We start from the raw sequence: 23,898 nt of genomic DNA on the forward strand, positions 1-23,898 counted from the left end.
ATTATTTGCTCCCTAAGTTTTTAAAGCGGCGATTAAACGCAGCAACTCGACCATCTGTTGCAACAGATTTTTGCTTACCGGTATAAAATGGATGTGAGTCACTTGATACATCAATAGGTACGTAAGGGTATGTCTTGCCATCTAACTCAACGGTTCGATCAGTTTTAATTGTTGAACCAATAATAAAGTAGCTATCGGCGGCCGTGTCATGAAAAGCAACCGTTTGGTAATCAGGGTGAATATTAGGTTTCATAAATAGCCTTTTACTGGAAATTAATGTTATGTGATATTATCACTGTAATTTATAGTAAATAAGAATTCTTTGCAAATACTATTTTTGAGTTGTTGGTAAAGTAGCTAATTTGATGTTTATTCACACAAACAAGTTAAAAAATCAGCAGTTGATTTAAAAAAACTAGCTATTGGGAATTAGCCTGTTATAAATAATAAGTAATCAAGAATAGGAGTCAGATTATTATGAGTGGATCAGCCCAACAACAGCATGGTAGTGAACAAAGTCAGGAAATAGATCAGGGCGTCATGGAGACATTACGTAGTCGTGATCATAGTGTCCTAGCACAACAAATAGACCCATTAAGCTGCACCCATAATGACATTGTTGAATTGCTTGCACAGTATTTGGCATTAAGTGATCAAGACGATGATGAAATTTTTGATGCCTGGTTTGATGGCCTTAGTAAAGCGCAACATACGGTTTTAAAAGTATTTGAAGTATATCGCGGTCAGTTTGAGCATCAAGAGTAACTTTTGCATATTGGATAAAATGGCTCTGAGTTAATCTTTATAAGGCAATTTGCATTTCTTGCTATTATAGCTGGTCCAAATGCTGCACATACTCAGCTTGTTAGTAGGCAAGGTGTAATACCAATCGACTTAAATATTTAACCATTCTAGCGAGCTAAATAAAGCGCTAACTGCGTTATAATTTTTTCAAGTAGAACAACTACATGTCAAAATTTACGCCTTGTTATCACTGTATTTATCTGTCGCTATAAATAGTTAGTAACTTAACACGATTGGTATAAAGTTAAGATAGCTTGAGCTTATTTTAATGCACCTTCGCAGCAGAGCGCGACAAAGAACAAAACCAGTACGGTATCACATAGACCATTTCGACAGCGTAACCCCTTGGACAATAAGCGTGATCTAATGGTGGATAATGCGAAAACAATTACAAGCAGCAACAAGTTTTAACGAAAAGAGCAGGGTGTTGTTTGGTGGTTATCTGAGCCATCGAATAAAAACCAGTGAAAATGACGAATAGCTCTATTTTTGATAGGTAGAAAAGTGCCAGAGGCGGGTTATGTATATAACTCGTCTCTGCCCCAAGATGAGTTAACATAATTGCACTAAAGGGCTGCTTTGAGCTGTGAGTCCAACCAGTCATTGAAAGTGGCTAAATATCGTCGTTAATTGATTAGTAAAACTGCTCTTTGCGCATATATTCATGAAAATGAGCGACGCGCGCATATTGTTTTATTTAACTTTTCTTTAAAGTTTTAGAAAACTTGATGATAGTAATACCTTAGGTTATTTGTTAAAACTATATCATACAGAAAAATGAGCGTGGCGTCGGCAGAAATATGCGCGATGAGCGCACTATTAAATTGTTAGGAGCAAAGGACGTGAGGCGTATCCATTATGAATCGTAAATTGATTCCAATAGTTATTCTTTTTATTTGGCTCTGCCAAGCGGGTTCGAGTAGTTTAAAGAACATCGAATATGCAGAGGTAATCTCTGGACTATCGCGTACCTCTGAGCTTGGCGAATGCAACATAGCTGTCGATATCACGAGATCTTGGCCGTTCTCTTGGACAGCACGTTCAGCGAGAATAAATGTAAAAAATCAGAGTGTGGCTTTAACTTCTTTTACAAGTAAATTTAATGTGCCTGATAGAACATTCCTAAAATCACACAATACCAATTATCACTTTACTTGGAGCCGTCAATTAGAAGACCAGCTTGTTGCGTCTTTTGTCGATGTCGAGATGAAACCAAATGGCAGCGTTCAGTCTGTCAATATCGGTAATTGCCCTAACTATCCAGATAATAACGAATTAATAGGGAATTTAGAGTATTGTAATTCACCAGTGCAGCTAATAAAGTGCACCTAACAAGCGCCTTAACTCCGACAATGTTTAGTTGTCATGGTTTTGGCAAACAACGCAAAAAGCCACGCCAACACATTGCGTGTTAGGCGGGTGTTAGGCAACTAGATGAAATGTAGTGTCTGTGGAAATAAACCTAAACGGAAAATCGAATTTAAAATTAGTCTGTTAGATTGTTTCGGGCTGTTTGTTCTTTGCATTCCTTTCGTTGCAATTTTGTTTGCGATAGTTTATGGAGTAACATCACTGTTTGTCGGCGCCGTTGGTTCAATTTTGGCAGGTGTAAACACAAACCCTGAACTATTAAGGTCTTTAGTATCTGTAGTTATTTTGTATTTTATACTTGCACGCTTCTTTGTGAAGTACATGCCAAAATTGCTCAATATTCTTGGGTATTTCATCAACTATAAGCTGGTTATCTCGGCAGATTGTGAAAAATGCAGCCATAGTTGCATTACACATAGTTACCCAACTGAGCCACATGCGTAACACATTGCCTAACAAGGCCGTTAAACCGTGGACACAAAACAGTGAGCTTGTGCTCCTTCGTCGCCAATTTTAGCCTGCAATTTTGTGCCGTTTACGGCAAGTGTTACCAATGACCGCTCACAGCACAGAGCAGCCCGTTAACTCTAACTCATTTTTGTCCAGAAATGCGCTAGAGTGGCCATCTTCATCGCGCTCAAAGTACTCATTCAGTAAGTTTGGTTACACTACTCTTAAAAATCATCATATTGCGGTTACATTTATGCAAAACTGTGATGTGGCACTATTGTTTTTCCTAAAACCTAAAACCTAAAACCTAAAACCTAAAACTTTTTTTCTTCACTTAACCGACAAATCATATTTAAGCACCAGTGCATCAATATAACGGGCACGAAGGGTATGTTGTTTTTCGTGTTCGGCACCATGACTAAGCGCGCGATTTAATAGTTTTAAAGCAGGGTGTAATTTGCTTCGCTCTGCTTGTGTGAGGTTTGGCTTTGTGCGTAATTCGGTTATATCATCTACAACTAAGCGACCAATATCAACGGCGGCGATTTCTTCAATTAAGCCATTTTGAGTTAGCACACCGTATTTACTGCATAAAAATTGTTGCCATACTTGTTGTAGGTGCTCTTCTAATTCACAACCAAATAGCTCTTCGTTAAATTCAAATCCTTGTTGAGCTAACTTCGTTAAACTTGCACTGTATTGCTGTGCAAAGTAGTTGAAGGCTTGACTGGATGAATCAATTTTTTGCTTGGCTAAGCCTTGTCCCCAGTTAACGCATCCTCTTGGATAGAAGTCGTCGTATTCTTCGCATTCATATAAACCAGAGTAAGAGCTACAACTAAGCTGATTTTTAATACAGTAACTGGGTTTTGGAAATAACCCGTTTTGTTGCCAAATTGCAAGAGTATCTTCATCGATTGCTAAGGCATGACAAAGCTCTTCGCTGTGATAAAAATGGGTTGCTAAAAATCGTGATAAACGCATAAAAGTGCACTCAAGGTTAGAAAATAAATATACTGTTTATTTATACAGTTGTTTATTTTGGACTAAGCACCTCTACAACACAAGTAATTTAATTAATTAGTTATGCAACACTCGGAAAACGCCTGCTTTTATGTTACAACTACGGCAAGTTTTTTTAAGATTAATTTTTTATGCGCACCCTAGAACAAATTAAACAAGCAAGCCTCATCACAGCAATTAAAACGCCTTATTTAGCCAGTGGTGAAATTGACTTAGCCACCTATGATTATTTAGTTGAACAGCAAATCGCCGCCGGTGTTGATGGTATTGTGGTCGGTGGAACCACAGGTGAAGGCCAGTTAATGAACTGGGAAGAGCATTTAATGCTGATTGCGCACAGCGTTAATAAGTATGCAGATAAGTTGGTGATTGTTGGTAACACTGGCAGTAACAATACCCGCGAAGCCGTTAAAGCGACTGAGTATGGCTTTGCCAGCGGTATGGACGCAGCACTACAAATTAACCCTTATTATGGCCGCACATCGATTGCCGGTGTAATTGAACACTTCAAACGAGTGCTGGCAATTGGTCCGGCATTTATTTACAACGTAGCAGGGCGTACAGGACAAGATTTAACCCCTGACATTATTGAGCCGTTGGCACAACATGAAAACTTTATTGGCGTAAAAGAGTGCGGTGGTAATGAGCGCATTAATCACTATGAGCAACAAGGTATTGCCTGTTGGTCTGGTAATGACGATGAAGCACATGATGCTCGCCATACTTATAAAGCGCATGGCGTGATCTCGGTAACCTCTAATTTAATTCCTGGCTTGTATCGTCAATTAATGGACAGCAAAAGCGACGCGCTGAACGCGTCATTACAACCTTTGATCAGTTGGTTGTTCTGTGAGCCAAATCCAATTGCAATTAATACTGCATTGATGATGACAGGTGCTGTCAAGCCTGTATTTAGATTACCTTATGTGCCATTAAATGAGCAGCAGCAAGCGCAAGGGGTTACGTTGATCAATAAACTTGATGATGTTGCTGTTGTAGGTGGCTCTAAAGCCACACCATTAAATTTAGAAAATACAATTATTCTGCCATAATTTAGTTTGGGCTTTAAAAGATCGCCAACCATTGTTGTTATTGCTTAGCAAAGTATGCATTGAAAAGGTCAAACACAAAAATGGCTGTAGAAGAGAAAAGGTAATTCTAGTTGGTTTATATATTTAAAAACTAACTGTTTGCCTTAAATTGCTGTATAATTTGCGACCCTTGATAATGTGGCCGCAGGTTATACAGCATGAATTTTAAATCTTTTAGTTTTGCCCCTGAACTTCTTCAGGCGTTAGATGAACTTAACTATCACACCCTTACGCCCATTCAACGTAATGCTATTCCAGCAGTACGTAAAGGCAAAGATGTTTTAGCCAGTGCCCAAACAGGCACCGGTAAGACAGCTGCTTTTGCTTTACCAATTATTCAAAAATTATCTGAAGTTGAATACACAAAAACTAATGCACCACGTGCCTTAGTGCTAGCACCAACCCGTGAGCTTGCAGAGCAAATTGCCAATAATTTTACTGATTTTGCAAAGTACACCAAGCTTAAAACTGTGAGTTTATTTGGCGGTGTTAGTACGGTAGGTCAAGCTAATGGCTTAAAAGCGGGTGTCGATATCGTAGTCGCAACACCGGGTCGTTTACTGGATCATATTCGTTTAGGTAATCTAAGCCTTGCTGACGTACAACATCTTGTGCTCGATGAAGCTGACCGTATGCTTGATATGGGCTTTATTGGTGATATGCAAACAGTGATCAATGGCTGTGCTGAAGATCGCCAAATTTTGTTGTTCTCTGCAACATTCCCAGCGGCAATTAAACAGTTTGCTAGCAAAGTACTCAAGCAAGCTGAAATTGTCCGTGTTGATCAAACCAACAGCACTGCTGCAACCGTTCATCACGTGGTTTATCCAGTTGAAGAGCGCCGTAAACAAGAGCTGCTTTCTGAATTGATCGGTAAGAAAAACTGGCAGCAAGTGTTAGTGTTCGTTAACATGAAAGAAACGGCTGATGAGCTAGTTAAAGAATTAAACTTAGATGGTATCCCGGCTGCTGTGTGCCATGGTGATAAAACCCAAGGTAACCGTCGTCGTGCATTAAGTGATTTCAAAGCGGGTAAAGTACGTGTGCTTGTGGCTACAGAAGTTGCCGCTCGCGGGATTGATATTGATGACCTACCACGTGTAATTAATATTGACTTACCATGGCTTGCTGAAGATTACGTACACCGTATTGGTCGTACAGGTCGTGCCGGTAAACAAGGTCAAGCAATCTCATTTGTTAGCCGCGAAGAAGAAAATATGTTGTTTGAAATTGAAACCTTAATCGGTCAAAAAATTCAGCGTGAATACTTGCCGGGTTATGAAGTAAGTAACCGTGAAGTACTGATTGATAAAATTGGCAAAAAACCATCGCATTTGCGTCGTAGCCATTCAAATAAACCATCAGGTCAAGCAACTGGTGAAGCGCGAGCTAAAAACCGTTCACGTATCTCAAACGTACGTAAAACCCTCAAAGGTGCCAAACTTTCGTTAAAGAAATAATGGTATAAGTTAAGTCATTAACACCAAAAAGCCTCAATAAATGAGGCTTTTTTGTGAACAGTGAAAAACTACTTAGCTATTTTTCTCAAGCATAGATAACGCTAATGCTTCAGCGGCCTTTATACCGTCAATGCCTGCGGAAAGAATACCACCTGCATAACCCGCACCTTCACCGGCAGGGTATAGGCCTTGGGTATTGATACTTTGCATGCTTTTATCTCGTTTAATGCAAATTGGTGATGAAGTACGGGTTTCAACGCCCGTTAATAAGCCATCGTTTGATGAAAAACCACGAATTTGCTTATTAAATGCAGGAATTGCTTCACGAATGGCATCAATTGCATATTTAGGTAACACATTTGCTAGATCAGTGAGTTTGATACCTGGTGTGTATGAAGGCTTTACATCGCCTAAGTCACTTGAATCTTTACCTTTTAAGAAGTCGCCAATTAACTGTGCTGGTGCATCGTAATTACTACCACCTAGTTCAAAGGCTTGCTCTTCTAGTTTTCGCTGCAGATCAATACCGGCTAATGGATGACCTGGGAAATCTTCTTCAGGAGAAATCCCCACAACAATGGCACTGTTAGCGTTGCGTTCGCTGCGAGAATACTGACTCATGCCATTCGTTACCACGCGACCTTCTTCAGAGGTTGCTGCAACCACAGTACCGCCTGGGCACATACAAAAACTGTAAACAGTACGGCCACTGTGACAATGGTGAACCAGTTTGTAATCTGCAGAGCCAAGGATCGGGTTACCAGCATTATCACCAAAACGGCATTCATCGATCATAGATTGTTTGTGCTCAATTCTAAAACCAACTGAAAACGGTTTTGCTTCAACGTAAATCCCTTTATCGTATACCATTTTAAATGTATCACGTGCGCTGTGACCTACCGCAAGCACAACATGACGGGTATCAAGTTGTTCACCGGAGGATAATTTCAGTCCTGTTACTTGGCCATCATCAAGTAGGATGTCATCAACGCGGGTGCTAAAACGAATTTCACCGCCGAGCGCTTCAATACTTGCACGCATTTTTTCAATCATCGTAACCAGCTTAAAAGTACCAATATGCGGTTTGCTGACATACATAATTTCTTCTGGTGCGCCCGCAGCTACAAATTCAGTGATCACTTTACGACCATAATGCTTTGGATCTTTAACTTGGCTGTAAAGTTTTCCGTCAGAGAATGTTCCTGCGCCGCCTTCACCAAATTGCACGTTTGACTCGGTATTTAGAGTACGTTTTCGCCAAAAACCGAAAGTGTCTTTGGTACGTTCACGTACTTCTTTACCACGTTCTAAAATAATGGGTTTAAACCCCATTTGCGCCAGTATTAAACCAGCAAACAGTCCACAAGGGCCAAAGCCTATCACCACAGGACGTTCTTGAATTGTTGCTGGTGCTTGAGCAACAAATTTATAGCTGGTGTCAGGGGCTGGTTTTACATGTTGGTCTTTAGCAAACTGAATTAATAATTGCGCTTCATTATCAACCTCAATGTCGAGGGTATAAATAAGTAAAATGGCGGTTTTTTTGCGGGCATCGTAACCACGTTTAAAGACATTAAAGCTATGGAGTTGGCTGTTATCAATGCCAAGTTTAGTTATAATTGCTTGCTTTATGGCATCTTCGCCATGATCAAGTGGCAGCTTAATTTCTGTTAAACGTATCATATTTAGTCTCTGTTAGGTGTCTTAGCAGTCGCTGATGCGAGTTGCTCACAATAGCTGACTATTTTACGTTAATTTAAGCCTCGATGGCAGCGATTATTTATTGTATTTTGGCTGTGGTTGGGTATGATCTCCAGCTGTATTAAGATATGTTAGGCAAAAGTTAAAATGGCATTTGTAGTCACTGAAAACTGTATAAAGTGTAAATACACTGACTGTGTAGCAGTGTGTCCAGCAGATGCGTTTTATGAAGGCCCTAATTTTTTGGCGATCAGTCCGATTGATTGTATTGATTGTGGTTTATGTGTTCCAGAATGCCCCGCTGAAGCAATTTATCAAGAAGATGAATTACCTGATTCGCAACAAGAATTCACCGAACTGAATGCCGAACTTGCTCTTATTTGGCCGCGTATCACTGATGTAAAACCAGCCCCTGAAGATGCCGATACCTGGAATGGTGTGGCCGATAAATTAAAGTTAATTGAGACCTAAAATCTCAGCTTTTTGTCTTGGTTAGTTAATTAAAATAACATTTTTGCAATCAAACTATTAACAAATGTACCTGCGTGAATTACAATTGCTACTTAACTTACTCATCCGAGTAACTGAGTATTAAATGGATGTTTATGCAGTATATAAAATTAATAACGTTACCTGTCTGGGTTTTAGCTTTCGCTTTATGTAGTACTTTTGCACACGCTGAGCAACAACAATTTATTTTAGCGCACATTGATCAAGGTATTGATCTTGATGGGCAGTTGAGCGAACCGCACTGGCAACAAGCCACTTTAATCCCTTTACGCTATCAAAATGAACCCAATGAAAAAGGCACACCACCTGTAAAAACAGACGCTTATATCTATGAAGATGGCAACTATTTATATCTTGGTTTTGTTGCTTATGATAATGATCCCAGTCAAATACGTGCAGCACTTCGAGATCGCGATACATTATGGTCGGATGATAATGTCGCATTGATGATTGATACTTTTAACGATGAGCGAACAGGTTATGAGTTTTACGTAAACCCACTCGGTGCACAAGGTGATATGCGCATGACCGATACCGATGGCTGGACTGAAGACGCATCGTGGGATGCGATTTGGGACAGTGCGGGGCAAATAACTGACCAAGGTTATACCGTAGAGATGCGCATCCCGTTCACTGCATTGCGTTTTCCTAAAAATAAAGCCGATATGACTTGGGGGGTTGCGCTGTGGCGTAATTATCCTCGAGATGTTTTATATCAATTATCCAATGTAGGTTTTGACCGCGACGTGAAATGCAGTTTTTGCCAGTTTGATAAAATAACAGGCTTTAATGCCATGGAGCCGAGCAAAAATATTCAATTAACACCGACCTTGACCGCTCTTCGCAATGATGTGAAAGAGGCTGTACCGGGGGATTGGCAAAATGGTGATATTGAGACTGAAGCTGGACTCGATTTACGTTGGGGTATCAGCCAAGATGCGGTTATTAATGCCACAATTAATCCCGATTTCTCGCAAGTAGAGACCGATAGTTTAGAGTTGGATGTCAATACCACATACTCTATTTATTATGCTGAGAAACGCCCGTTCTTTTTAGATGGTGCATCGTATTTCAAAAGCAGTTTATTTGAGCTTTTATATACTCGTACAATTGCCGAGCCTGAAATTGGCGCCAAAATAACCGGTAAAACAGATGCACATAGTTATGCCTTTATGTATGCGGATGATGAAAATACCAGTCTTTTTTTACCGACTAACCAAGGTTCTGGCTTTGCTAATTTAGCTGAAAAATCAAAGTCAGCGGTTGGCCGGTATCAATACGACATTGGCGAGCAGGGCACTATAGGGGTGATGAGTAGCCACCGTGAAGCGAATGACTATCACAATACCGTACTGTCGGTAGATGGTAGTTATTGGTTTAATCAAACAGATAGTGTGTTGTATCAAGTTGCTACCTCAGATACTAAAAACTCCGCCTTTTTAACTGAAAACTATGGCTTGGATAAAAATCAATCTGATCAAGCTTATAAGCTCGAGTTTTCTCGCGAGAAAAGGGATTATAAGCTACTTGCCAGTTACGAAGATATTGGTGAAGATTACCGGACTGACGTTGGCTATCAAGAAAAAGTGGATTATAAAAAAGCGTTACTAGGCGGCGGGCAAACTTGGTACTTAGACGCAAGTGAGATGATAACTGAATATTCTTATAATGTTGATTGGGACAAAACCTGGGCGCAAGATGGTAGCTTGCTTGAAGAAGAGTACGAAGGGTATATTTTTTTAAAAGGCCAATTACAGTCATCCTTAGAGTTTGGTTTGATCCATCGTCATGAGAGCTATAAAGATGATTTTTATAATCAAAACATCGGCTTTATCTATGGTGGTTTTAACCCAAGCAAAGATTTACGTATTACGCTCTATAGTGAGTTTGGTAGTAAAATAGATTACAGTAATGAGCAGTTAGGTGATTTATTTACCCTAGAGCCAGAACTTACCTGGGACATCAATGATCATTGGCAGCTACAGCTTGAGCACAGTTATAGCCGTTTAGATAATCCACAAGGTGAAAATGTATTTACAGCTAATCTAACCGATTTACGAATTTACTATAAATTTAATATGCGCTCGATGCTGAAACTGATTTTACAGTTTGAAGATATCGACCGAAATCAAAATGCTTATTACTATGCTGTAAATCACATCAACCGAGATTATGGCAGTCAGCTTGTTTACTCATATAAAATTAATGCACAAACATTATTTTATTTGGGTTATTCAGATAAAGGCTATCAAGATGACTCATTAAAAAGTATAGAACGCGATCAACGTACTTTCTTTACTAAATTAAGTTATGCATGGCAGCTTTAAATTACATTTTAAAAAAAGCCCTTAGTATTTAACTAAGGGCTTTTTGTCGTTAGATCTATTTAAAGTCATAGTTGAATATTTCAATACATCTAATGTGTTATTTTAATGCTCTTTTATTTTATAGGTTGCTATGGCGTCTCTTACCACAGGTTCAAGACTTTTCAATCCCCACTGTTTACCGGTCTCAATCGCTTTTTCAATTGGTTGGTTAAGCTCTATTGCGTTATAAAGTGCAATCAGTGCCCCAACTCGGTTACCACTTGCACAATGCAGTAATGTTGGGCTCTCAGATGCTTGCGCTAATAATTGCTGCAGTTTTTTTGCATTTTCGATATTGATATCGGCTCTTGATGAAATGGGCAGTGAAAAGTATTGCAGTCCTAAATTGGTCACTAAAGCCTGTTCATCCCAATTATTTTCCCCATCCCCGCGTAAATTAATCACATACTTTATACCTTGCTTTGCAAGCTGCTGAAATTGCTCTTTAGAAGGTTGTCCTGCAGTATAGATGTGTTGTTGTGGGTTCGCATAATTAGTTAATGCAACGGACTTTATATTTACTGATAGGAGTGGCTGCGCATAACTTGTTATGCTGATCAAAGAACATGCTAAAGTGATAATAAAACATACTATTTTCATGATGTTAGATCTCGTTGAAGTTGCTAGTAATGTGACAATTGTATAAGTAGTTACTATTATTAAAGCAGATAGTTTAGTTTTTCAAACACGTTAGAGTCACTCAATAATAATGCCAGCAACAGCTGGCATTATTTATCGGTTATTAAGGTGTGTAATAAATTGGTGAGCCAGGCCCTACTGGCAGACCAAATACAAACACCCACAAATAAAACAGAGCAACCCAACCGACAAAGAAAATCATACTATAAGGCAGCATGGTGGCGACTAAAGTGCCTATTCCCATGTCTTTTTTATATTTAGTGGCAACGGCGAGGATCAAGCCAAAGTAACTCATCATTGGGGTGATCAAGTTGGTGACAGAATCACCAATTCGATAAGCCGCCTGAATGGTCTCTGGCGCATAGCCAATCAACATGAGCATAGGTACAAAGATAGGCGCAGTGATTGCCCATTGTGCAGATGAAGAACCTAAGCTTAGATTAACTAATGCACACATTAATATAAATAACACAAATACTTCAGGACCAGTCAGATTGAGGGCTTGTAACATAGCAGCGCCATTTATAGCTAAAATAGTCCCTAAGTTAGTCCACTTAAAGAAGGCGACAAACTGCGCGGCAAAAAATACTAATACAATGTACATGCCCATTGAGCTCATACTTTTGCTCATTGCGTTGATCACGTCTTTATCATTTTTCATGGTGCCTACTACACGGCCATAAACGAAACCGGGTATACCAAAGGTAATAAAAATAAATACCACAATCCCTTTAGAAAAAGGCGAGTGGGCAAATAAGCCTGTTTCAGGATGGCGCAAAATGCCATCTGCAGGCACGATTGTCCAAGCAAGTAGTAGCGATACTAACAATAAAGAAAATCCAGCCCATTTTAAGCCTGATTTTTCTTTAGCTGTTAAGCCTTCTATATTATTTTGCGCCAGATCAGCACTGGCATCATCGGGGTTGTATTTTCCAAGGCGGGGTTCAACGATTTTTTCAGTCACGAAGGTGCCTAATACGGCAATCAGTAAAACTGAAATCATCATAAAATACCAGTTTGCTTCAGCGCCAACTTGGTAAGTTGGATCAATCATTTGTGCTGCCGGAGTCGTAATACCTGCAAGCAATGGATCAATCGTACCTAACAATAAATTAGCACTGTAACCGCCCGATACACCGGCAAAAGCTGCGGCTAAACCCGCTAATGGATGACGGCCTAAACTATGGAAGATCATTGCAGCTAAAGGAATTAATACAACATAACCAAGTTCAGATGCAGTATTAGATAATATAGCGGCAAATACCACCATAAAGGTAACTAAGCGTTTAGATGCGCCCATTACCATGCCACGCATTGCAGCAGATAGTAGCCCTGAATGTTCGGCAACGCTGACACCTAATAGTGCAACAAGCACAGTGCCTAAAGGGGCAAAACTGGTAAAATTAGTAACAAGACCGGTGACGATACGTTGTAAGCCTTCAGCACTTAATAGACTCACAACTTCGATAACGCCGTCAGGTTCACGACCGGCGGAGCCAATTGGGCGAGGATCAATTGCACTTAATCCAAACCAATCAGCAATACCACTGAAAACAATAATGGCCACACAAAATAGGGCAAACAAGGTGATTGGGTGGGGTAACATATTCCCCAAAAACTCAACCGAGGCTAAAAATCGGTTAAATAATCCCGATTGTTTTTCTTCACTCGATGAGTCGGCAGTGTCGACGGCTTTTGACATAGCAAGGCTCTTAAAATTGAAAAATTTCCGCAATCTATCACTTTTAAGCATGATTATCATTAATAAACGGTGGTTTACCAGATGGGTACGATAAACTGTTAATTAGGCTATAGAATTCCTTTGAATAGTAACGGATAGCGACGTAATCGCTGGCCAATATAGTCATCCGCTAAGATTTGCTGGCAAATATCTTCAATATTATCAGAAGCTTCAAACACCCAGTCGAATCGTTCAATTGCAGTTAAAAATCCTCGCTTTAGGAACCGTTGTTGCCGATACTCCTCAAGGTTACTTTTAATTATGGCAAGCTTACTTTCATCGTCGCGTAATTGTTGCACAACCTTGGCTATAAAATCTGTATGTTGGTTTTGCTTATTCGCTGGGCTAATGCGGTGTTTGATGTTATACACAGTTACACCTCATTGATTATATTTTCCAGCTTTTTAAGGAAGTCATCTTTATGCTTTTCATGTTCATAATCGAGATGATAGGTGTTATGAAAACCAAATCTAAGCAACACGCCACTGCCTTTAAGGTAAATGGTATAACCATCAATATCTGAAAATGCGGTTAATCCTTTATAGTGTTTTCCTTCATTATTTATCTCACCATGTTGGATGATCTGCTCATAGACAGCTAATATTTGTTTTCCTTCGATGTCATTTTTCATCACTACTCCAAAAGTTGCTTTGATAATTAAATTGATACGAAACCTAACTCTATTTAGTTTATACCATGTAATGATAAATGATCGAAAAGTTCACCGATGTCGCAAAATTACAATCAGCTAAGAAAGCGACCATGCTAAGGTGTATTTATTTTAGGGATAACAATGATGAAGTCTAAATATATTACGCTGTTGTGGGTCTTTTTGTACTTTTCAAGCAGTCAACATTTGTTAGCAAATGAGTCAAATTTGGTTTTAAAAAACCAACAGGGGGAGCTGTTCGAGCTGAATAAAATCGTTGGCAAAAAGCCTGTGTATTTAAAATTTTGGGCAACGTGGTGTAAGCCTTGTATGGAGCAAATGCCACACTTTCAGCAGGCCTATGAACAGTATGGAGATACAATTGATACAATAGCGATTAACATTGATCTAAATGATGATCCTACTGCTGTTGCAGCTGTTAAAAAACAGTTTAATTTAACCATGCCTATCATGAGTGATCATACCGCAAAAGTTGCTCAGCATTATCAATTTATAGGCACTCCTTTTCATGTATTACTCGATAAAACGGGCAAAGTGATTTTTCAAGGCCATCAAGCAGATAAAGCACTTGATAATACACTGCGATTATTATCACATGACGGCGTGGTGGCAAAGGCCCGCTTGTTAGATGAAGGTAATAAGCAAGTTGCGACTGCTTTAGTTATTCCAGAGCATGGCTTAAAGGCAATATTATATACGGCAACGTGGTGTGATTGGTATTTAGCTGACACTCGCCCGAAGATGGCAACAAACTGTGCCGCAGCTCAAAAGCAAATCAATCTATTAACCAATCAGGGAATTGATATTGAAGCTAGGGTTAGCCAATTATGGACAGATCAAGCCGCTGTTGATGAATATATCGAAAAATTTAAAGTCATACATCCGGTGTACATTGATCACGGTAATGATTTATTTATTGATAATAAAATCAGTAGTGTGCCTACCTTGGTCATTTATAAAAATGGACACATGGTCAATCGTATCAGCGATTTTTCTAGCCCTGTGAATTTGCAAAGTAAGTAATAATTTGCTTTGAAAATGAGCAAATCTAGCCTATCCTCTAGGCTCATTCATCAGTGAGCTTAGAGCATGATAGATAAGGCGTTATTACTTAAAACTCGCGAGTTATCAGATCGATTAATCGCCCTACAAACCCCGATCCGTATCTTAGATGCGATAAATTGGGATAAAAGCATAAAAGAAGAGTTTTTTAGACAAAAATGTCAAAAAAATCCACTGGTTGATAAAGCCTATTATCAGCAACGGGATCTAGGTTTTGTACCTAGCGAGCTACGCCAAGCATTTTCTGATCTAAACCGTAATATCATTAGCCAGCTTGGGCAACTCAATCCTATCGCTCAATATATGAGTAAAATGTGCAGCGAGTACAAAACAGTATTGAGTATGCTTGAATACCGTGGCACTGCTGAATTTCATGATTTATCTGTAGAGTTGTTTGGTCATCCAAAAGATTTATTTCATGCCGGTGAGCCATCGTTATCAGAGCTTGCAAATATGCTTGAGTTACCGCTCAAAAATCTATTGGCGGCCGATATTTTACCTGATGATCCTAAAAATATAGATGCTGATGAAGCCGTTCGAATTCTTGCTGAACAAGTACGTTTAAGTATGCCAGGTATCGATGTTGAAGTGGTCATTAGTGATGGGATCGTCAGTGATGCAGCTGCTGGTGCTAATAATATTAAGCTAAATCAAGATGTAAAGTTTTCTCAACGTGAGCTTGATATTTTAGAAGTACATGAGGGCTGGATCCACGTAGGTACAACGCAAAATGGTTTAGCTCAGCCATACTTAACCTGTTTAAGTAAAGGCACACCAAGTTCAACAGTGACACAAGAAGGGCTGGCAGTACTAACCGAAATTATCACCCTTAAATCAACCCCTCGTCGTTTAGCGAAGTTAGTAAATCGTATTCAAGCGGTGACCAAGGTAATTGATGGGGCTGAGTTTGTTGATATATATCGTGATTATGTTGCCCAAGGCTTGAGTAAAGATGAGAGCTATACATTGGCCCAGCGAGTATTTCGTGGCAGTACCGCAACAGGCTTGCCATTTACTAAAGATATCGCTTATATCAAAGGGTTTGTATTGGTTTACAATTTAATTCGGGTTGCGATACAACTTGGTCGCATCGATCAATTACCCTTGCTGTTAGTGGGTAAAATCTCGATTGATGACTTTAGACTAATATCGCAATTACATGATTTAGGTGTAATTGAAGACCCTAAGTTTGTTCCGCCACATTTTAAAGATTTACGCGGTTTAGCAACGTGGCTTAGTTTTGGCCGTTTTATTGGTGATTTGTCATTTGAACAGTTAGAAAACGACTATAAACCACTATTTATATAGTGACTCATAATCCTAGTATAAAAACAATAAAAACGCAGTTGTAATGAACAACTGCGTTTTTCTATCGTACAGCTAAGTACTTTATGAAATCAGCCAGTAAGCACCCAGCTGCAAACACATGCACTTATGATCTGAATCTAGATTAATTAACGTGCATTGGTGCTTTCAAAGATTTTATCGGCCGATGCAGCAACGAAACCGGTATATAGTTCACCATCAGGTTTCGCATAACGCAGGGCAAACTCATAAAAACAACTAGGTACGCTCATCGTCGTGTCACTAAACTCTACGGCAAAGTCATCGGCAAGGGTTGATGATTGCTCAAGTAATACCTCAGGTGAGCCTTTTACTTCACCGCCTGAAATATTAAGGGCAAAACCGGCATCTTTAAGCGCTTGGTTAACGTCTTCAATTTTATCAAATTTGGCAAGTTCATTAATGTTCACGGTGAAATGATTAGCACGGTAACCCCATGCTGACATCCACGCTGCATATTCGCTTTCAGCCAGTAACTGTTTATAAGTTTCAGAGCTTACTTGCCAATGGGTGCCTGAGTATAAGAAGTTTTCTGCGGTTACGGCATCTGCATCTATGCTGGCAACCAGCTCATTAACGATGGCTTGCAGTTGCTCAGAACATTGCTCTACAAGTAATTCAGAAATAAATACTTTTGGTTGCTTTGGATCGCTATGCTCATAATGTTTAGCATACAATTTTTTAGCTTCAAAATGATATTCACCACATTCTTTATAACCGACGGCTAAGAAATGGGCGGCTAACTTTTCCAGACCAATTTTTTCATGATTGAAAGTGCGTAGTGCAATATGGTCGTTGATCACATCATCCTGTTGTGTCGAGCCTAGTAGCTCATGAACTTTTACAGCTGACGGTGTTACCGCTAGGTAGTTTTGCCATAAGTTGTCAAAAAGGGCATTTACATCTGTGTGCATTTTTAATTCCTTAATTTAATTTCTGCAGCCGTTAAGCTGCAGACTGATTATTCAATAATTAAGCCCGGCGCAAGGGTACTTGGTAAACTAACGCTTGGTGCTTCAACAGAGGCTACTGGGTATGAGCAGTAATCTGCGGCGTAATAGGCGCTCGCTCTGTGGTTACCACTGGCACCAATACCACCAAATGGCGCGGCACTTGATGCACCGGTAATTGGGCGATTCCAGTTAACAATACCGGCGCGAATGTGCTTTAAGAAGTGCTCATAATCTTCACTTGAGTCACTTAAAAGCCCAGCCGATAAACCAAATGAGGTATTGTTCGCTTCCACAATTGCACTGTCAAAGTCGCTATAGCGATAAATTTTAATTAATGGGCCAAAGTGTTCTTCATCTGCGATGCTGGCCACATTTGTTACATCGATAATACCAGGGCTTACAAAACCGGTGCCTGGTTTTAAGTGTTTTAGTTCAACTAAAGGTTCAGCTCCCATATCAATCAATTGTTGCTGAGCGGCGACCATCCCAAGCGCGGCTTTTTCGCTGATCATAGCCCCCATGAAAGGTTGTTCTTCGCTAAAGCTGTCTGCAACTTTAATACTTTTAGTTGCGGTGATCAGCTTTTCTAAAATAGCATTACCATTAGCTGTATTTGCAATAAATACCCGACGGGCGCACGTACAGCGCTGACCAGAAGTTATAAAGCCGGATTGGATAATGTCATGCACGGCAGCACTTACGTCGGCCACATCTTTAATTATGAGCGGGTTATTTCCCCCCATTTCTAGCGCTAAAATTTTACCTGGATGTCCAGCAAACTGCTTATGTAATAAATGACCTGTGTTTGAGCTGCCAGTAAAAAACAAGCCATCGGTATCTTGGTGGCTAGCAAGTGCAATACCGGTGTCAACTTCACCCTGAACAAGGTTGATCACCCCAGCTGGCAGGCCTGCTTTTAACCATAACTCAAGTGTGTATTGAGCAACAAGAGGGGTTAGCTCAGATGGTTTAAAAACGACGGTATTACCCGCTAAAATTGCCGGCACAATATGACCATTTGGGAGGTGGCCTGGGAAATTATAAGGGCCAAAAATAGCCACTACGCCATGCGGCTTATGACGAATAAAAGCTTTAGCGCCGGGCATTGGATTTTCAGTAGTGCCTGTTCGTTCATTATGAGCTTTTATTGAGATCGCCACTTTGCCTGTCATAGCACCCACCTCGGTGCGTGTTTCCCATAGTGGTTTACCTGTTTCGCGGGCAATGATAGTCGCAAACTCTTCGCTATTTTCTTTTAGCTGGCTGACAAAACGCTCAAGAACCGCAATACGCTCTGTAATTGGGGTATTTGCCCATGTAATGTGTGCCTGACGAGCTGATTTAATCGCTGCGTCTACTTGTTCTTTACTTGCCGCTTTACCTTGCCAAACAATATCCCCGTTACTTGGGTTTATTGAACTGAAATCATGACCTAAGCCAGTTTGCCATTGGTTATTGATTAGTTGGCTGTTGTGCGTATTAACGCTCATAGAAACTCCTACAGAGGTTTACAGACGGAAAAACCGCGCTGCATCTCCTTGTTTTAATTTAAGTGCTTTTGCAACTTCACTACTAATAATCAAGGTATGTTTAGCATGATTATAATGTGCATGTTTTGTGAAAGTGGCTCTGAAGTCATTCACGCCTTGATTACAAATAGCTAAGGTGTCGGAACTTTGTTGATTAATATGATCAAGTTCACCTATGGTAATAGGGCATACTTGAGATTCACGGATGCTACGTATATTGCCAAGTTTGGCTTCAACTGTTGGCCCAGCATCAAATAAATCAACGTAACCTCGATGCTCAAAACCTTCTTTTTCAAGCAATTTTAGTGCAGGTTTAGTGTGCTCGTGTACTTTACCAATTACAGCTTGCGCTTTTTTGCTTAACAGGTTGGCGTAAATAGGGTACTTGGGCATTAATTCACTAATAAATACTTTATCGCCTAAGCCGACTAAATGATCGGCTAGTGGGAATTCAATACTGAAAAAATGTTCTTCAAGCCATTGCCAAAATGGAGAATGGCCGTTTTCGTCACTAACGCCACGCATTTCTGCAATGATGGTATCGGCAAAACGCTCACTGTGTTGAGCCATAAACAAAAAGCGTGAACGCGATAAGAAACGTCCTGTTAGCCCTTTGCGGCTATCTTCACGTAAAAACAGTGTGCATATCTCTGAGCAGCCGGTGTAATCATTACACATGCTGAGAATATCAACGGTGTTATATACGTTAAGAGTGCGAGAATGATGAACCGTTTTACCTAAATGATAGTGATACAAAGGAACGTTCATACCGACCGCCGCTTCAATCGCGGTAGTGCCGACTACTTGACCTGTTTCACTGTCTTCTAATACAAATAGGTAGCCCTCGTCTTGAGGCTTATTAATGTTTTTTGCAAAGCTCCTTTCTGCTCGTTCAATTTTCTCTAGCAACAAGGCATCATCAACAGGTAATGATGTAAAACCATGGCCTGACTCTATTGCTATTTGTTTTAGTGAGTCAAAATCATTTGCGGTTATAGGACGTAATACTTGCATTTAAAAGTGCTCCATTAACGCCCTAAACAGGGCGTTAAATTAGGTTAACCGTTTACAACGTCTGCTACGGCTTTTTCAAAGCGCGCTAGACCTTCTTTAATGTCCTCAAGTGGGATCACCAGTGAAGGCGTAAAACGAATAACATCAGTACCAGCAACTAAGCTCATTAGTCCTTGTTGAGTACTTGCTACCAAGAAGTCGCGAGCGCGCCCTTCAAACTTGCTGTTTAGTACGGCGCCTAATAATAGACCTTTACCGCGTACTTCACTAAATACGTCGTATTTTGCGTTGATCGCTGCAAAACCATCACGGAAAAGCTGTTCACGCTGTTTAACGCCGCTTAGCACTTGTTCGGTATTCACGGTATCAAATGCCGCTTCTGCCACTGCACACGCTAACGGGTTACCGCCATAGGTTGAACCATGCGTGCCCACTTTAAGATGTGCTGCAATATCAGTCGTGGTGATCATCGCACCAATAGGGAAACCGCCACCTAACGCTTTTGCTGTTGTTAAAATATCTGGTGTCACGCCTAATTCTTGGTATGCGTATAGTGAGCCTGTACGGCCTACACCCGTTTGTACTTCATCAAAAATAAGCAATGCATTGTGTTTATCACACAAAGCACGCACACCTTTGATAAATTCATTATTTGCAGAGATAATGCCGCCTTCACCTTGCAGAGGTTCCATCATTACGGCACAGGTTTTATCGCTGATCAGTGCTTCAAAAGCTGCTAAATCATTGTAGTCACAATGATCAATTGCGGCTGGTTTAGGACCAAAACCGTCAGAATATGCGGTTTGGCCACCCACAGTTACGGTAAAAAAGGTACGACCATGAAAGCCTTTGTTAAATGCGATTATTTGGCTTTTATCAGCACCATGTACATCCAATGCGAAACGACGCGCGAGTTTTAGCGCTGCTTCATTTGCTTCTGCGCCTGAGTTTGCAAAGTAAACTTTGTCTGCAAATGTTGCGTCGGTGATTTTTTTAGCTAATCGAAGTGCTGGCTCATTAGTCATCACATTGGATAAGTGCCAGATTTTTTCGCTTTGCTCTTTTAACGCATTAACAAGGGCTGGGTGACAGTGACCTAAACAGTTGACCGCAATACCGCCAGCAAAGTCGATATATTCTTTATCGTTTTGATCCCAAACACGAGAACCTTGGCCACGCACCGGAATAACCTCTGATGGGTTATAGTTAGGGACCATTACGTCGTTGAATAATTCTCTTGTTACTTGCATTTGTTACACCTAATTCTGGCTTAATATGAAAAAAACAAATTGCATTTGATGGGTTAATCAAGCCGTTATTACCCTGCAATAATGTGCTTTAATGATTTTTCTTATTTACTACCGCCATTATCTGAGTTCAAAGCTTAAATTTGCAGTGCTATTTTGTGAAAAATGATTAAAATAAAACACAAAATGACGAGGTTAATAATCAATATGATAACTATACAAGACGAAAAGCTACTTTCTATACTTCGCACGAATGCCAGAGCGAGTATTTCTGATCTTGCCAGGGCACTTAACTTATCGCGCTCAACTGTACAAAGTAGGATGTTAAAGCTAGAAGAAACTGGAGTAATAAAGGGCTACAGTGTTGACTATGGCGATGCGTACTTAAGTGCCATGGTATCGGCCCATGTATCAATTAAGGTAAAGCAAAAACTAACCACTAAAACTAACCTTGAACTCAAGCAGATTGATGCTATTTCACAATTGTATGCTATCAGTGGTGAGTTTGATTTGATAGCCGTTGTACAAGCACAAAATTTAGAAAAACTCAGCCATTTACTCGATGACATTGGTAACTTAGATGGGGTTGAACGTACGACTTCCTCTGTTATTTTAGAAACAAAGTTTAAACGCTAAGTTGACCACAAATACAGAATGTCATACTTTATATATATTATTTTTTGCTGTGTAGCGTATTGAGGTTAAATTATTTCCTATCTTTACGACTAAACAAAACAGTATTTACGCACTACACTTACTACTAGCGCTGGGTTTTTTACTCGTTAATGTAATTATGCTCCCTAATTTTATTGGCGTTTTTATTTGGTTTATATTTTCTAGAACTTATGTTCGGGTAATTAATCATAATTAAGAATCTTCAGTTATTTGCAATATAGGATCCCTATGGAAGAAAACTTATTAAACTCTGTTATTAAAATAACTAAAAACCGCGATGTAGATTCATTAGAATATAGCTTGATCTCGACGATCCAAGAATTTGTAGGCTGTACAGAAATTGTTGTTTATAAGGATTTAGACGTACACACTGATTTAACGATTGAGCGCAGCATATCGTTAAAAGTAATTAATGGTAATCAGTTTGAATGGGCACAACGTAAAGTAGTCGATTCACCAGAGCCAGAACTGTTGTCATGTTTGCGATCAGCATGCATTATTACTGTACAATCAGCGGATGGCATTGAGAAGCGTTGGTTACCAATTTCTTTGCAAGATAAGCCGATAGGTGCTATTGCGGTTGTATGTAAAGGTTTAAAAAGTGCGGATCAAGTGTTGCTTAATGCCTTTTGCCGTATCTATGAAAATTATTTATTTATCTTGCATGAAAATGAACGGGATCAACTGACAGGTCTGTTAAATAGACAAACATTTGATAAAAAAATAAAGCAGCTAATTGAAAAGCAAGTAATAAAACAGCATAAAACAGCAAAAATGGATAACAATCGCAAGCGTAGGCTCAGCTCTACATCTTGGCTGGCAATGCTTGATATTGATCACTTTAAAAAAATAAACGACAACTTTGGTCATGTTTGTGGTGATGAAGTTTTATTGCTGCTTGCACAAAAAATGCGGCACTTTCTACGCTCAACCGATTTGATTTTTCGCTTTGGTGGAGAGGAATTTGTGATCGTGTTTGAGCCCACCAATTTTGAGTCGATTGAAAAGAAAATGAATGAGTTTATGGAGATGATCAGAGAAACTCATTTTCCATTTGTTGAAAATATGACCGTTAGTATTGGCATGTGTCGCATCAGCCCTTACGACTTTCCTATTAATGTGTTAGAAAATGCGGACAAGGCACTTTATTACGCAAAGGAAAATGGTCGCAATAGGCTGTGTTTTTATGAACAGTTAATGGAGAACAACTTGATTGACTCAAATGATAAAAGCACGGATATAGATTTATTTTAATCTGACGCCTTTGGTATTTTCTTAATGATAGTTTTTGTTACTTCATCAAGTTTAATGACATAGGCGTTACCGCCAATTCCTTTAAATTCTTCATCGGTGAATACAATGGTATTTTCATCATAGAAAGTAATCGCTTCTTTTTGAGTCACAATCCCCAAATCTATTCGTGATACGTCCCCTGAGAAAAACTTATCACCAGTAAAGTTTTCAAATAACCAAATGCTTGTTGAATCTAATAATACTAACTTTGTTCGATCGGGGCTCAGTGCTGCAGAGGTTATCCAGCAAAGCTTTTCCATTGTTGTACAGGTTTTAAATGAATCTATTAACTGCGCATCAAAATTAGCTGCATGATCGCCAACTTTATACACATTAGTAATGCCATCAAATGGCTCAGTACGGTTTTTAGTAAACAAATATAAGTGGCGGCCAAAGGCAACAAATGCTTCTAGATCAAAGTTTCGCTTATCTGGTGTGATAGGGCTACCGTCAAGTTCTGGATAAGTAAACTTGATAATTTCAGCTTCGGTGGTATCAGTTTTGATGTCGATGGGATTTTCTATTTTATAAATAGTGAGCCACTTACGTTCTTGTTTATTATTACCAAAGTCACCTAAAAAGAAGTGCCCAAAGTCATTCTGAGTCATATCTTCCCAATCAATGTTTTTCGCATTAGTAACAAGGACCTCTTTGGCGATAGAGCCATCTTCGTTGAGGCGATAAAGTTTTGGATCATCACCGCTGTCATTTATTGCCCACAAGCGCTTGAATTTATCAAATTCGATCCCCGATATTTCTTTGAGTTTAGGATCAACACTGAGTTTCTTTTTGCTGTATAAGGTATAAATTGACATGCTGGTAAGTACAATACTCACCAAAATGATGATTGAGATGAATGAATAAATACTTTTTTTAAGCATGGAGGAAGTAGAATCTGATACTAAGTTATTGAGTATTATTATCTATTTTAAGGTAAATTTCCATGCCAATAAGA

General features: G+C 39.6%; 22 protein-coding genes. 10 read left to right on the top strand and 12 right to left on the bottom strand.

The features are described 5' to 3' along the window. Window position 1: 1 nt before the first annotated feature. On the bottom strand, window positions 2-253 hold the full coding sequence (locus tag PSR9079_RS01335) for a type B 50S ribosomal protein L31 (RefSeq protein WP_145236032.1): 252 nt from the start codon (window positions 251-253) through the stop codon (window positions 2-4). A 224-nt stretch (window positions 254-477) separates the two neighbouring features. Between PSR9079_RS01335 and PSR9079_RS01340 the strand changes: the two genes are divergently transcribed. Both PSR9079_RS01340 and PSR9079_RS01345 read left to right on the top strand, forming a co-directional pair. Beyond that, window positions 478-765, top strand: coding sequence for a hypothetical protein (locus PSR9079_RS01340; protein WP_149980142.1), 288 nt, complete (start codon window positions 478-480; stop codon window positions 763-765). Window positions 766-1,662: 897 nt separating this feature from the next. Further along, entirely contained in the window at window positions 1,663-2,136 is a 474-nt protein-coding gene (locus PSR9079_RS01345) for a hypothetical protein (RefSeq protein WP_149980143.1), read from the top strand. A gap of 819 nt (window positions 2,137-2,955) precedes the next feature. On the opposite strand, the gene PSR9079_RS01350 is transcribed toward PSR9079_RS01345, so the two are convergent. Further along, window positions 2,956-3,609, bottom strand: a complete 654-nt coding sequence (locus tag PSR9079_RS01350; protein WP_145236013.1) for a DUF6058 family natural product biosynthesis protein — start codon at window positions 3,607-3,609, stop codon at window positions 2,956-2,958. A 170-nt stretch (window positions 3,610-3,779) separates the two neighbouring features. Here PSR9079_RS01350 and dapA point away from each other — a divergent pair, with 170 nt between their 5' ends. Next, window positions 3,780-4,700, top strand: coding sequence for a 4-hydroxy-tetrahydrodipicolinate synthase (dapA, locus tag PSR9079_RS01355; protein ID WP_149980144.1), 921 nt, complete (start codon window positions 3,780-3,782; stop codon window positions 4,698-4,700). Window positions 4,701-4,897: 197 nt separating this feature from the next. Then, window positions 4,898-6,199, top strand: a complete 1,302-nt coding sequence (locus PSR9079_RS01360; RefSeq protein ID WP_145236005.1) for a DEAD/DEAH box helicase — start codon at window positions 4,898-4,900, stop codon at window positions 6,197-6,199. Window positions 6,200-6,271: 72 nt separating this feature from the next. On the opposite strand, the gene PSR9079_RS01365 is transcribed toward PSR9079_RS01360, so the two are convergent. Further along, window positions 6,272-7,882, bottom strand: coding sequence for an NAD(P)/FAD-dependent oxidoreductase (locus tag PSR9079_RS01365; RefSeq protein WP_149980145.1), 1,611 nt, complete (start codon window positions 7,880-7,882; stop codon window positions 6,272-6,274). 165 nt (window positions 7,883-8,047) lie between these two features. Between PSR9079_RS01365 and fdxA the strand changes: the two genes are divergently transcribed. Together fdxA and PSR9079_RS01375 are read left to right on the top strand one after the other, a co-directional pair. Further along, the gene (gene fdxA, locus PSR9079_RS01370; protein WP_145235999.1) at window positions 8,048-8,371 is read left to right on the top strand and encodes a ferredoxin FdxA; all 324 of its coding nucleotides are present in this window, start codon (window positions 8,048-8,050) and stop codon (window positions 8,369-8,371) included. Between the two features lie 134 nt (window positions 8,372-8,505). Further along, entirely contained in the window at window positions 8,506-10,737 is a 2,232-nt protein-coding gene (locus tag PSR9079_RS01375) for a carbohydrate binding family 9 domain-containing protein (RefSeq protein ID WP_149980146.1), read from the top strand. Window positions 10,738-10,839: 102 nt separating this feature from the next. Here the strand turns inward: PSR9079_RS01375 and PSR9079_RS01380 are convergent, their stop codons facing one another. The 4 genes from PSR9079_RS01380 to PSR9079_RS01395 all read right to left on the bottom strand — a co-directional run bounded on the left by PSR9079_RS01380 (window position 10,840) and on the right by PSR9079_RS01395 (window position 13,787). Continuing rightward, window positions 10,840-11,376 (bottom strand): protein tyrosine phosphatase family protein, encoded by a 537-nt coding sequence (locus tag PSR9079_RS01380; RefSeq protein ID WP_149980147.1) that lies wholly within the window; start codon window positions 11,374-11,376, stop codon window positions 10,840-10,842. Window positions 11,377-11,518: 142 nt separating this feature from the next. Beyond that, window positions 11,519-13,117: an AbgT family transporter gene (locus PSR9079_RS01385; RefSeq protein ID WP_149980148.1), complete on the bottom strand. Its 1,599-nt coding sequence runs from the start codon at window positions 13,115-13,117 to the stop codon at window positions 11,519-11,521. A 107-nt stretch (window positions 13,118-13,224) separates the two neighbouring features. Next, entirely contained in the window at window positions 13,225-13,527 is a 303-nt protein-coding gene (locus PSR9079_RS01390) for a hypothetical protein (RefSeq protein WP_246175467.1), read from the bottom strand. Window positions 13,528-13,529: 2 nt separating this feature from the next. Then, the gene (locus tag PSR9079_RS01395) at window positions 13,530-13,787 is read right to left on the bottom strand and encodes a DUF3081 family protein (protein WP_149980149.1); all 258 of its coding nucleotides are present in this window, start codon (window positions 13,785-13,787) and stop codon (window positions 13,530-13,532) included. Window positions 13,788-13,949: 162 nt separating this feature from the next. Here PSR9079_RS01395 and PSR9079_RS01400 point away from each other — a divergent pair, with 162 nt between their 5' ends. After that, window positions 13,950-14,849, top strand: coding sequence for a redoxin family protein (locus PSR9079_RS01400; RefSeq protein WP_149980150.1), 900 nt, complete (start codon window positions 13,950-13,952; stop codon window positions 14,847-14,849). Window positions 14,850-14,915: 66 nt separating this feature from the next. Next, window positions 14,916-16,196 carry a flavohemoglobin expression-modulating QEGLA motif protein gene (locus PSR9079_RS01405; RefSeq protein WP_145235968.1) on the top strand — a complete coding sequence of 427 codons (1,281 nt, stop codon included), beginning with the start codon at window positions 14,916-14,918 and terminating at the stop codon, window positions 16,194-16,196. A 146-nt stretch (window positions 16,197-16,342) separates the two neighbouring features. Here the strand turns inward: PSR9079_RS01405 and PSR9079_RS01410 are convergent, their stop codons facing one another. From PSR9079_RS01410 to PSR9079_RS01425, 4 genes are read right to left on the bottom strand one after another with little or no spacing between them, the layout of a single operon-like run. Further along, window positions 16,343-17,146, bottom strand: a complete 804-nt coding sequence (locus PSR9079_RS01410) for a DUF1338 domain-containing protein (protein ID WP_149980151.1) — start codon at window positions 17,144-17,146, stop codon at window positions 16,343-16,345. Between the two features lie 47 nt (window positions 17,147-17,193). Continuing rightward, on the bottom strand, window positions 17,194-18,675 hold the full coding sequence (gene astD, locus PSR9079_RS01415) for a succinylglutamate-semialdehyde dehydrogenase (protein ID WP_149980152.1): 1,482 nt from the start codon (window positions 18,673-18,675) through the stop codon (window positions 17,194-17,196). Window positions 18,676-18,693: 18 nt separating this feature from the next. Then, the gene (gene astA, locus PSR9079_RS01420) at window positions 18,694-19,728 is read right to left on the bottom strand and encodes an arginine N-succinyltransferase (protein ID WP_149980153.1); all 1,035 of its coding nucleotides are present in this window, start codon (window positions 19,726-19,728) and stop codon (window positions 18,694-18,696) included. A 44-nt stretch (window positions 19,729-19,772) separates the two neighbouring features. Then, on the bottom strand, window positions 19,773-20,978 hold the full coding sequence (locus PSR9079_RS01425; protein ID WP_149980154.1) for an aspartate aminotransferase family protein: 1,206 nt from the start codon (window positions 20,976-20,978) through the stop codon (window positions 19,773-19,775). 204 nt (window positions 20,979-21,182) lie between these two features. Between PSR9079_RS01425 and PSR9079_RS01430 the strand changes: the two genes are divergently transcribed. Further along, a complete protein-coding gene (locus PSR9079_RS01430; protein WP_145235943.1) occupies window positions 21,183-21,611 on the top strand; it encodes an Lrp/AsnC family transcriptional regulator in 429 nt (142 codons plus the stop codon). A gap of 267 nt (window positions 21,612-21,878) precedes the next feature. Then, window positions 21,879-22,904: a GGDEF domain-containing protein gene (locus PSR9079_RS01435; RefSeq protein WP_149980155.1), complete on the top strand. Its 1,026-nt coding sequence runs from the start codon at window positions 21,879-21,881 to the stop codon at window positions 22,902-22,904. On the opposite strand, the gene PSR9079_RS01440 is transcribed toward PSR9079_RS01435, so the two are convergent. Then, window positions 22,901-23,824: a hypothetical protein gene (locus PSR9079_RS01440; protein ID WP_149980156.1), complete on the bottom strand. Its 924-nt coding sequence runs from the start codon at window positions 23,822-23,824 to the stop codon at window positions 22,901-22,903. The genes PSR9079_RS01435 and PSR9079_RS01440 overlap by 4 nt on opposite strands. Window positions 23,825-23,898 lie beyond the last annotated feature (74 nt).

Source organism: Pseudoalteromonas rhizosphaerae (assembly GCF_902498845.1).
In the GTDB taxonomy this organism is placed as follows: Bacteria; Pseudomonadota; Gammaproteobacteria; order Enterobacterales; family Alteromonadaceae; genus Pseudoalteromonas; species Pseudoalteromonas rhizosphaerae.